The organism is Actinophytocola sp., assembly GCF_036378875.1.
Lineage (GTDB): Bacteria > Actinomycetota > Actinomycetes > Mycobacteriales > Pseudonocardiaceae > Actinophytocola.
Genome location: NZ_DASUVO010000135.1, coordinates 1 through 9,927, shown reverse-complemented (window position 1 = coordinate 9,927; position 9,927 = coordinate 1). Strand labels below are relative to the sequence as shown.

The window sequence follows — 9,927 nt, the reverse complement described above, 5'->3', positions numbered from 1 at the left end:
TAGCCCTGCTGCATGAGCTGGAAGTATGCAGCCCGTTCCCGGATCAGCTTCTTCCGTCCCTGCGGCTTACGGTCAGCCCGGACCTCGTAGTCCATCGCACCCCTTGAACTGGGGTGTTGCAACAATCACTAGAACCCAAGGCGGCCCTGCCAGGGCGTTTCCGTCAGCCGATGCGGCGGGGGCCGATGAACGCCGCCAACGCGGCCAGCACGTAGCCGACCGCGGGGCCGTACGCGGCGATCTCGAGTTCGCTGAGGCTGGTGGTCATGTCGCGCAGCGCGGCGATGTGCACACCGGCGACCGCCAGCAGCACGAGCCCGCCGACGATGCGGAACGTCGACATCGCCATCTTCAGCATGAAGATCACGACGAACAGCACGGAGAGCGCGATGATCCCGTACGTGATCTCCTGCTGTGAGAAGTCGAACGAGCCGGCGGAGATCGAGTCCCAGCCGAACCGCAGCGCGAGTGCCGCGACGCCGATGAGCGCCAGGATGGCCCAGATGACCTTCACGACCACGGACTCGAGCACCGACACCAGCGACAGCAGGATGCCGAGCGCGGCGAGCGGGTAGCTGAACAGCAGCACGTACGAGCCGCCGAAACCGCCGGCGCTGACGTCCTTCGCGGCGTCCCAGAGCTCCGGCAGTCCGGCGGTGCCGGCCGGTCCGGAGACCCACGGCAGCACCACGAGGCACAGCACCTGCACCACCAGGCCGAGGAGGCTCAGCAGCAGCCCGAGGCCGGGCAGCCGGAACCCGCCGCCCTCGTGTTCCGGTTCGGGTGGCGGCGCCGAGGGCCGAGGTCTCTCCGCGCCGGAGTGCTGGGGGCGGTACGGCTGCTGGTCGCCGTAGCCGCGGTCGTAGCCCTGGTCGGTGCCGTAGCGCTCATCGGGGGCGTAGCCGGGGTCGTAACCCTGGCCGGCACCGTAACCTTGATCCTGGGTGGAGCCTCGCTGGTAGCCCTGCCCGTGGTTCTGGCCATAGCCCTGGCCGTAGTCCGGCTCGTAGCCCTGGTCCGGGTAACCCTGCTGCGGGTATCCCTGCTGGTACCCGTCCTGCGGGTACTGCCGCTGCTGCGGTGGGTACCGCTCGTCGCGGTACGGTCCTCCTGGTCGGGACATGCGGGCACCGTACCCGCAGGACGGCTACAGTCCCAGTCCATGGGCGCGGCGAAAAGCACGCGGGAGTGGAGCGGGGGAGCCCTCCGCCGGACTGACCGAGGAGCGTGCTCGTGAGCGAGGAACGAGCGGCGAGCACGCGACGAGGGAAGGAGGCGGCCGGGCGGAGGAGTGAAGCGACCCAGTCAACACAGTCGCGGGCGGACGTGCCGCTCACCAACCTCGACCAGCCGCTGTTCGACGGCGCGGACGCGACGAAACGGGACCTCGTCGACTACCTCGACGCCGTCCACACGCGACTGTTGCCCGAACTGGCCGACCGGCCGCTGTCGGTCGTGCGGGTACGCGCCGGGCAGGACCCGTTCATGCAGAAGAACGTGCCGAAGTACGCGCCGGACTGGCTGAAGACGTACGCCTACTGGGCCGAGTCGTCGCGGCGCGAGGTGCACTACGCGTTGTGTGACGACCGGCGCTCGCTCATCTGGTTCGCGAACCAGCGGGCCGTCGAGTACCACCCGACGCTCGCCCGCGTGCCCCGCCTCGACCGCGCGACGCACCTGGTGCTGGACCTCGACCCGCCGGAGGGCTCCGACTCGTTCGCCGCCGCGGTCCAGGCCGCGTTGCTGGTGCGTCAGGCACTGGCCGACGTCGGTCTCGCGGGCGCGGTGAAGACGAGTGGCGCGAAGGGCGTGCACGTGTTCGTTCCGGTGTCCACCGACCACGAGATGCCGGACACCGCGGCCGCGACCAGGGCACTCGCCGCCCGCGCTGAGCGGATCGACCCCGAGGTGGCCACGACCGCCTACATCAAGGCCGACCGCGGCGGGAAGGTGTTCATCGACTCGACCAGGGCCGGCGGCGCGACCGTGGTCGCCGCGTACAGCCCCCGCGTCCGGCCCGGCGCGACGGTGTCGTTCCCCGTGCCGTGGGAGGACGTGGAAAGCGTGTCGCCGCGCGACTTCACCATCCGCAACGCGGCCGACCTGCTCGGCTACCACGATCCGTGGGCGGACGCGCTTCCCGAACCGCAGGTACTGCCCGCGGACCTGATCGCCGAAGGCCACGAGATCCCGGTTGCCCGGGTGGCCGCCATGCACGAGGGCAAGCGACGCAAGCGAGCCGCCGAACAGGCCGCGAAGGACGCGTAGTGGGTGCTCTCCGCGAACGGAGAGCACCCACTGGCCGTCAGCCGATGAACTGCTGCACGACGTCGCAGAACTCGATGCCTTCGAGATCGTTGCGGCCGGTGCTTTCCCTGACGACGCTGAACGACAGCTCCACATCGTCGGACGGGTCGGTGGGGGTGCCGCCGTGGTCGAGCACCAACTCGAAACGAACCTGCCCCGGATCGTTGAACAGCAGCGTGCCGTCCGGGCCGGAGACCTTGAAGGCGCCCGCGGCCAGAATGATGATCGTCAGCGTGCCGTCGCCGTTGTCGGTCACCTTCAGGTCCTTGACGACGTTGTGGAAGAACTCGGTGATGCTCAGGCCGTTGGCGAGGTTCGTCGTCGTGACCGTGCCGTGGAAGTTCTGCACGAAGTAGAGGAGCCCGTTGGGGCCCCGGACGTTGCCGCCGATGTTGCCCATGATGTCGAAGTCGCTCTGCAGGGTGAGCCCACAGTCGGTGAACACCTCACTGCCGACATCGTAGAAATGCACCCTCTCGATGGGCTGGGCCGCCGCCGGGGCGGACGACAAGCCGAGCAGCAGCGCGACGATCCCGCCCGCTACCGCGACTGCGCGTGATTTCCTGACAATTTTCACGGAGAACATCGACGTCAACCAATCGCCTGCACGACGACGTCGCAGAACTCCAGGCCTTCGAGATCGTTGCGGCCTGTGCTGCCGAAGACGTCGCCGAGGAACTCCAGGAACTCGTCGTCGGACGGGTCGGTTGGTGTGCCGCCGTGGTCGATCAGGATTTCGAAGCGGATCTGTCCTGGATCGTTGTACAGCAGCTCACCGTCCGGCCCGAAGACCTTGAGCGAACCCGTGGACAGCACGAGGATCGTCAGCGTGCCGTCGCCGTTGTCGGTCACCTTGAGGTCTTTGGTGACGCTGTTGAAGGCATGGGTGACGCTCAGGCCGTTGTCGAGGTTCGTCAACGTGGACGAGCCGTGGAAGTTCTCGAGGAGGTAGGCGAGGCCGTCGCGGCCGTGGGCGACGAAGACCCTGTTGATGATCACGTCCGTCTCCTGCAGCATGGTGAGTCCGCAGTCGGTGATCACCTCGCTCTCCAGGATGTGGACGTGTTCCCGCTCCAGGGGCCGGGCCGACGCCTGGGCGGTCACCGTGCCGAGCAGCAGCGCGACGATCCCGCCCGCTATCGCGACTGCGCGTAACTTTCTGACAATCTCCATGGTAAAGCTCCTGACCTGCGCAAACGTGCCTTGCGGCACTGCTTTATGTCAGTCGCGTGGGGATCGACGCTGTTACAGCAGGTCAGCGCGTGTCTCTGAGCGTGTCATAGCGACACGCTCAGGGCTTCTTGCGGAGGGCGGCCAGCTGCTCCTCGAAGGGGATCAGCTCCTCCTCCTTGTGCTGGGCCGGGGTGCGTAGCATCAGGTCGGCCAGCTCGCCGGCGGCGCGGTCGACGCGTTCCGACAGCTCACCGCTCGCCCAGTCCTCCGACGCCGCGTACACGGCCGTCGGCACGACCACCGCGTGCAGGTAGGCGAACATCGGCCGCAGGGCGTGTTCCAGCGCCAGCGAATGCCGTGCCGTGCCGCCGGTCGCCGCGATCAGCACCGGCTTGCCGGTCAGGGCCTCGAAGTCGATCAGATCGAAGAACGACTTGAACAGACCACTGTAGGAGGCGGTGAAGATCGGGGTGGCGGTAATCAGGCCGTCCGCCTCCTCCACCGCCCGCACCGCGTCGCCAAGCACCGGTGACGGGAAGCCCGTCACCAGGTGGTTGGCGATGTCGACGGCAAGGTCGCGCAGCTCGATCACCCGCACGTCCACGTCGGCCCGCGCCTCGACCGCGGTTGCCAGCCGGTCGGCCAGCAACCGGGTCGACGACGGCTGCGTCAGCCCAGCCGAAACGACGACCAGCCTCATGACTGCACCTCCGCCAGCTGCGCCTTCTCGACGAGCGCGGCGTGTGTCGGGGCCTCCGCGACACCCGGAGCGCGCCGGGCGGCGAACTCCTTGCGCAGCACCGGAACGATCTCGCCCAGCATGTCCATCTGCTCCAGCACGGTCTTCAGCGGCAGGCCGGCGTGATCCATCAGGAACAGCTGGCGCTGGTAGTCGCCGAAGGACTCGCGGAACGTCAGCGTCCGGTCGATCACCTGCTGCGGCGAGCCGACGGTCAGCGGCGTCTGCTCCATGAAGTCCTCGAGCGCGGGCCCGTGCCCGTACACCGGCGCGTTGTCGAAGTACGGCCGGAACTCGTTGACCGCGTCCTGGGAGTTCTTGCGCATGAACACCTGGCCGCCGAGCCCGACGTACGCCTGCTCTGGCGTGCCGTGTCCGTAGTGCGCGAACCGCTCCCGGTACAGGCTGATCAGCCGGATGAAGTGCTCCTTCGGCCAGAAGATGTTGTTGGCGAAGAAGCCGTCGCCGTAGTAGGCGGCCTGCTCGGCGATCTCCGGGCTGCGGATCGAGCCGTGCCACACGAACGGGGGAACGCCGTCGAGCGGCCGCGGCGTGGACGTGAAACCCTGCAGCGGCGTGCGGAACCGGCCCTCCCAGTCGACGACGTCCTTGCGCCACAACTCGTGCAGCAGCGCGTAGTTCTCGATGGCCAGGGGGATGCCCATCCGTATGTCCTGCCCGAACCACGGGTACACCGGGCCGGTGTTGCCGCGACCCATCATGAGGTCGACGCGGCCGTCGGCCAGGTGCTGCAGCATCGCGTAGTCCTCGGCGATCTTCACCGGGTCGTTCGTGGTGATCAGCGTCGTCGCGGTGGACAGGATCAGGCGCTCGGTGCGTGCCGCGATGTAGCCGAGCATCGTGGTCGGCGACGACGGCACGAACGGCGGGTTGTGGTGCTCACCGGTCGCGAACACGTCGAGCCCGACCTCCTCGGCCTTGAGCGCGATCGTGACCATGGCCTTGATCCGCTCTCGCTCACTCGGCGTCACGCCGGTGGTCGGGTCCATGGTGACGTCCCCGACGGAGAAGATCCCGAACTGCATCACGCTCATCCCTCTCGAAGAAGTAGTTGCATACTCAACTACCTTCTCGAACAGTACCGGATGGGTGGCTATTCCCGCGCGTCAGGGTGAAACAGATCGCCAGCCACAGCGCACCGACCAGCCAGCCGGCGATGACGTCGGACGGCCAGTGGACCCCAAGGTAGACCCGGCTGAAACCCACGATGAACACCAGGAACGCGCCCAGGACGGCCAGCGGCGTGCGCCACAGCCAGCCGGGTCGCGCACGCATCGCGAGCACGGTGAGCAACCCGAGTACCACCATCGTGTTGAGGCTGTGCCCGGACGGGTAGGACCAGCTGTCGACGAACACCACGTGCTCGTTCAGTGCCGGCCTGGGTCGTGCGACCACCACCTTGAGCACCGGGCCGAGCGCGAGCCCGCTCGCCGACCCGCCCACCACGAGCAGCGAGTCCCGAGGCCGGCCGCTCCGCACGAGCCACACCCCCGCGACGAGCGCGTAGAAGATGAGCGCCGGCGTGCTGCCGAACCGGCTCGCGTTCACCATGACCTCGGTCAGCGTGCCGTTCCGGTGTGCGATCACCCAGTCCCGCCACGTGCCGTCCAGCCCGCTGAGCACGTCGTGGTTCAGCACGGCCACCGTGAACACGATCGCGACCAACCCCAGTAACACGACGGTCGCTGTGCTGCCCGTGACCCGCGGTCGCGTTGATCGAGTCATGTGACCCACCGTAGGTGACCAGTTGGCCATTCGTGGGTCGGCCGATCGGCCATGCGGCTCCGGCCGGTCATGGCCATCTGCCCGACGTGCCGGACCGGTCACTCCCGGCAGGGTTCTCCCCGCACACACCGCGATCGAAGGGGACGGACATGACACCGCTGCTGTCGGGGAGGGGACTGGTGAAGCGCTACGGCGACGCCTACGCGCTCGCCGGTGTGGACATCGACATCGCCGCCGGGGAGGCACTCGCCATCGTCGGGCCGTCCGGATCGGGCAAGACGTCGCTGCTGCACGTGCTCGCCGGCATCCTCAAGGCCGACGCGGGTGAGATCACGCTCGGCGGCCAACGGGTCGACCAGCTCAACGAGACCAAGCGCAGCGAGCTGCGGCGCACCGAGTTCGGGTTCGTGTTCCAGTCCGGCATGCTCGTCGCCGAGCTGACCGCCGAGGAGAACGTCGCGCTACCGCTGCTCCTGGGCGGTCGCGACAGGAACATGGCGGTCTCCGCGGCCCGCACCTGGCTTGGCCGCGTCGGGCTGGCCGGCAAGGAGACCCGGCGGCCCGGTGAGCTCTCCGGTGGTGAGGCGCAGCGCGTCGCGATCGCCCGCGCCATCGCCCACCGCCCCAAGGTGATCTTCGCGGACGAGCCGACCGGTGCACTGGACACCAAGACCGGCCACGCGACGGTCACCAGCCTCATCACGACCGCAAGGGAGACCGGGGCCGCGCTGATCATCGTGACCCACGACCTCGACGTCGCCGCCATGGTGCCGCGCACGGTCGCGATCCGAGACGGTCGTATCGAGAACTCGGTGGTGGCAGCATGAGCCGGGCCAACCACATGACCATTCCGCACACCTCGCGGGCAGGGATCGCGGCGTGAACGCGTTCCAACTCGCGCTGCGTGTACTGCGGGTCGACCGACGCACCCAGGTGTCCACCACGCTGACCGCACTGGGGGTCGCGGTGGCCACGGGGCTCGTGCTTCTGCTGGTGAGCCTCCCGTACGCGACACAGTCCAGGGCAGAGCGCACGCTGTGGCAGGACCCCCGCCCGGTGAGTTCCTTCGACGCCGCCCAGGCCAACGCCGACCTCGACGGGGTCGTCGCTGTCGCGACCAGCGAGGACCAGATCGACGGCAAGGTGATCACCCGAGTTGACGTGGCGCCGCTCGTCGACACCGCGCGGATCGAGCTGCCACCTGGCATCGACCGCCTGCCGGGGCCCGGGGAGATGCTGCAGTCACCCGAGCTTGCCCATCTCGCGTCGAACCGGCCCGCCGCCGAACTCGCCGACCGGTTCGCGGCGAAGCCCGTCGGACTGCTCGGCGATGACGCGCTGATGTTCCCCGAGCAACTGGTGGTGCTGGTCGGCCACACACCGGACACGATGCCGGCGACCGCCGTCGGACTGCCCCACCTGGCTTCTGGCACCGCGGAGGTCGACCCTCTGCTCGGCCTGCTCTCCGGAGTCGGTGTCGTGGTGCTGCTGGTGCCGAGCCTGGTGCTGGTGGCGTCCGCGTCCCGGCTGACCGCCGCGCGCCGCGAACGCCGGCTCGCCGCGCTGCGGCTCGCGGGTGCTACGCCCGCGCAGGTCACCGCCATGGTCGGGGCGGAGACCGGACTGGCCGCCGTGGGCGGTGCGGTCATCGGGGTCGCCGTCAGCCCGGTGCTGCACTCGCTGGCGACGTGGGTGCCGTGGGGTGGCGGCACATGGTTCGCCCACGACTTCGTGCTGCCGTGGCACATGGTGATTCCCATCGCGCTCGCGGTGCCGGTGCTGGTGGTCGGCGCGGCGGTGGCCGGGCTGCGGCGCGTGGTGAACACGCCGCTGATGGCCACCGGCGGACACACCCGCAAACCGCTGTCCGCGGCGCGGCTCGCGATCGTGCCGGTCGCCGTGGTCGCGTTCTTCGCGGTGCTGACCTCTACGACCCTGTCGAACTCCTTCCTGCCGGTCCTGCTGGCGCTCGCGTTCCTGATGTGGTCGCCCACCCTCCTGGGACCGTGGGTGACCTCGGCACTCGGTGGGGTGTTCACGAAGGTGTGGCGCAAGCCGGCCGTGCTGCTGGCGGGCCGGCGGCTGCGGGACGACCCGAAGGCCGCGTACCGGGCGTCCTCCGGGGTGGTGCTCGCGGTGTTCGCGGGGTCGATGGCGCTGACGCTGATGCCGAGCCTCGAGTCGGAGGCCGGGTACGCCATCAAGTACCGGGACAGCGTCCTGAACCTGTCGACCGATGCCGAACTCGCGTCCGGGATCGTGGCCGACGCCAACCGGAGGCTGGCCGGGTACGGGCTGGTCGAGCGGGCGACGGCGGTGGGGAACCTGAACGTGCAGCAGGGGGAGCAGTTCCTGCAGGCGTACGTGGTGTCGTGCGAGGACGCGCAGGTGCTGCTGCCGGTGCGGATCACGTGCCGGTCCGAGCCGGCGATCTACGCGCCGGCAACAGCGGCGATGGAGATGCTCGAGAACACCGACAGCGGAGAGACGAAGGAGATACCGCTGCCAGGCCAACCGGTGGCGACCGCCGGTCTGGAGATGGTGCTGATCGACCCGTCGCTGCTGCCCGACGGCGCCCCTCTGTCCAGTGTGGACGTCGCGCTCCCGGCGAGCGACGCGTCCAGGGAGACCGCACGCACCGCGCTGCAGGCCGCGTCCGGCGGGGCGCAGGTGTTCAGCCGGGAGATGAAGCTCGACGAGCAGAACACCGAGCTGGCCGACCTGCGCCGGGTGACCGTGATCGGTCTGGTGACGGCGTCCGTGCTGGGCGGCCTGAGCGCGGCCATCGCGACGGCGGGCTCCGTCATGGACCGACGCCGAACGTTCGGCGCCCTGATGGCGGCGGGCACCCCGGTACGCACGCTGACCAGGGCACTGCGAGCCGAGGCGGCGCTGCCGGCACTGGTGGCGACGGTCGGCGCGGGCGCACTGGGAACGGCGGTCGGCGTCGGGTTGTTCGGTCTGGTGTCCAAGAGCGCGCCGGTACTGAGCCCATGGCTGGCGGCACCGATCGTCCTCGGCGCACTGGTGGCCCTGCTCGCGGCGTCAGTGTGCACACCCGCGCTCAAGCGAGTGCGCGCGGAACCACTGGCCGACGAGTGATCCAGGGGGCGGCTCACTTCTCGGGGGAGTGAGCCGTGGGTGGGGCTCGGTCCATGCTCGGGGCGCGGACCGGGCCCTACCGCCGGACCGGGGGACGGTCGTGTCTCGAGGGTGCCCTTGAGGACGCTGAACGTCCCGAGGGTGCCCTTCAGGACATCCGCGGAACCGGCCTGGCCGAGCGCGGTGTGGAAGGGAGCCCGCCTCACGCCGGGCGTTATGAAGAACGCCTTCCTCGCACGGCCGCCAGCCGACCGCCCGCGAAGCGGGCACTACCCGCCGTCAGACCGCGAAACCGCCGCCCGGGTTCAACGCCCCGACATCGCCCGAGACCATTTCATGATCAACGCCAACACAGATGGTTGCGTAGGCTTCCCCCGCCCGTACCCGCAGGGGTTCGTCAAAGTCGATCACCCGTCTGAGTGCGGGCACGGTCTCTGGTTGATCATGTGAGTGTCTACGTCGCACGATCATGTGAGAGAGCTGTGTCTACGGGTGTGTCTGGGGCGGGTGACCGATCGGTGTACTCGGCGGGGTACTCGGCATTCGTTGGCCTCGATGTTGACCATCGCGGCGGTCGCGGTCGCGTCGGGAGCGCGGTGGAGCCCGCACCGGAATCGGATTGTCGGGCTGGGTAGGCCACGTTACGACGCGCGCTGATGCCGCCGCTCATGCCGTGTCCGGGGCCTCAGCACCGCCGCACCAGCCGGTGCCGGTGCCGGTGGTCATCGCGGTGGATGGCAAGTCGTTGCGGGGACACGTTCGCCCGTACCGGCGCACCAACATCGCCCCAACACTGCGCCGCATGGCCCGCGACATCACCCGAGACCGTTTTCATGATCAACGCCAACACAGATGGTTGC

At 69.1% G+C, this 9,927-nt stretch carries 10 protein-coding genes; 4 read left to right on the top strand and 6 right to left on the bottom strand.

Annotated features, from left to right (window positions below; genetic code table 11):
* Window positions 1-163: 163 nt before the first annotated feature.
* On the bottom strand, window positions 164-1,123 hold the full coding sequence (locus VF106_RS39435) for a FliH/SctL family protein (RefSeq protein WP_330845107.1): 960 nt from the start codon (window positions 1,121-1,123) through the stop codon (window positions 164-166).
* 203 nt (window positions 1,124-1,326) lie between these two features.
* On the opposite strand from VF106_RS39435, the gene ligD reads away from it, so the two are divergent.
* The gene (ligD, locus tag VF106_RS39430; protein WP_330845108.1) at window positions 1,327-2,268 is read left to right on the top strand and encodes a non-homologous end-joining DNA ligase; all 942 of its coding nucleotides are present in this window, start codon (window positions 1,327-1,329) and stop codon (window positions 2,266-2,268) included.
* A 37-nt stretch (window positions 2,269-2,305) separates the two neighbouring features.
* Here ligD and VF106_RS39425 read toward each other — a convergent pair whose 3' ends face one another.
* The 5 genes from VF106_RS39425 to VF106_RS39405 form a co-directional block, all read right to left on the bottom strand.
* A complete protein-coding gene (locus VF106_RS39425; protein ID WP_330845106.1) occupies window positions 2,306-2,893 on the bottom strand; it encodes a hypothetical protein in 588 nt (195 codons plus the stop codon).
* 5 nt (window positions 2,894-2,898) lie between these two features.
* Window positions 2,899-3,480, bottom strand: a complete 582-nt coding sequence (locus VF106_RS39420; RefSeq protein ID WP_330845105.1) for a hypothetical protein — start codon at window positions 3,478-3,480, stop codon at window positions 2,899-2,901.
* A gap of 118 nt (window positions 3,481-3,598) precedes the next feature.
* On the bottom strand, window positions 3,599-4,180 hold the full coding sequence (locus VF106_RS39415) for an FMN reductase (protein WP_330845104.1): 582 nt from the start codon (window positions 4,178-4,180) through the stop codon (window positions 3,599-3,601).
* Entirely contained in the window at window positions 4,177-5,265 is a 1,089-nt protein-coding gene (locus tag VF106_RS39410) for an LLM class flavin-dependent oxidoreductase (protein WP_330845103.1), read from the bottom strand. Before VF106_RS39410 ends, VF106_RS39415 begins: the two co-directional genes overlap by 4 nt.
* A 34-nt stretch (window positions 5,266-5,299) precedes the next feature.
* Window positions 5,300-5,965, bottom strand: coding sequence for a phosphatase PAP2 family protein (locus VF106_RS39405; protein ID WP_330845102.1), 666 nt, complete (start codon window positions 5,963-5,965; stop codon window positions 5,300-5,302).
* Window positions 5,966-6,114: 149 nt separating this feature from the next.
* On the opposite strand from VF106_RS39405, the gene VF106_RS39400 reads away from it, so the two are divergent.
* The 3 genes from VF106_RS39400 to VF106_RS39390 all read left to right on the top strand — a co-directional run.
* Complete coding sequence (locus tag VF106_RS39400; protein ID WP_330845101.1) at window positions 6,115-6,792, top strand: ABC transporter ATP-binding protein; 678 nt, start codon at window positions 6,115-6,117, stop codon at window positions 6,790-6,792.
* Window positions 6,793-6,844: 52 nt separating this feature from the next.
* Window positions 6,845-9,067, top strand: a complete 2,223-nt coding sequence (locus tag VF106_RS39395; RefSeq protein ID WP_330845100.1) for an FtsX-like permease family protein — start codon at window positions 6,845-6,847, stop codon at window positions 9,065-9,067.
* Between the two features lie 673 nt (window positions 9,068-9,740).
* On the top strand, window positions 9,741-9,927 hold a 187-nt coding region (locus tag VF106_RS39390; protein ID WP_330845099.1), incomplete at its 3' end, for a hypothetical protein.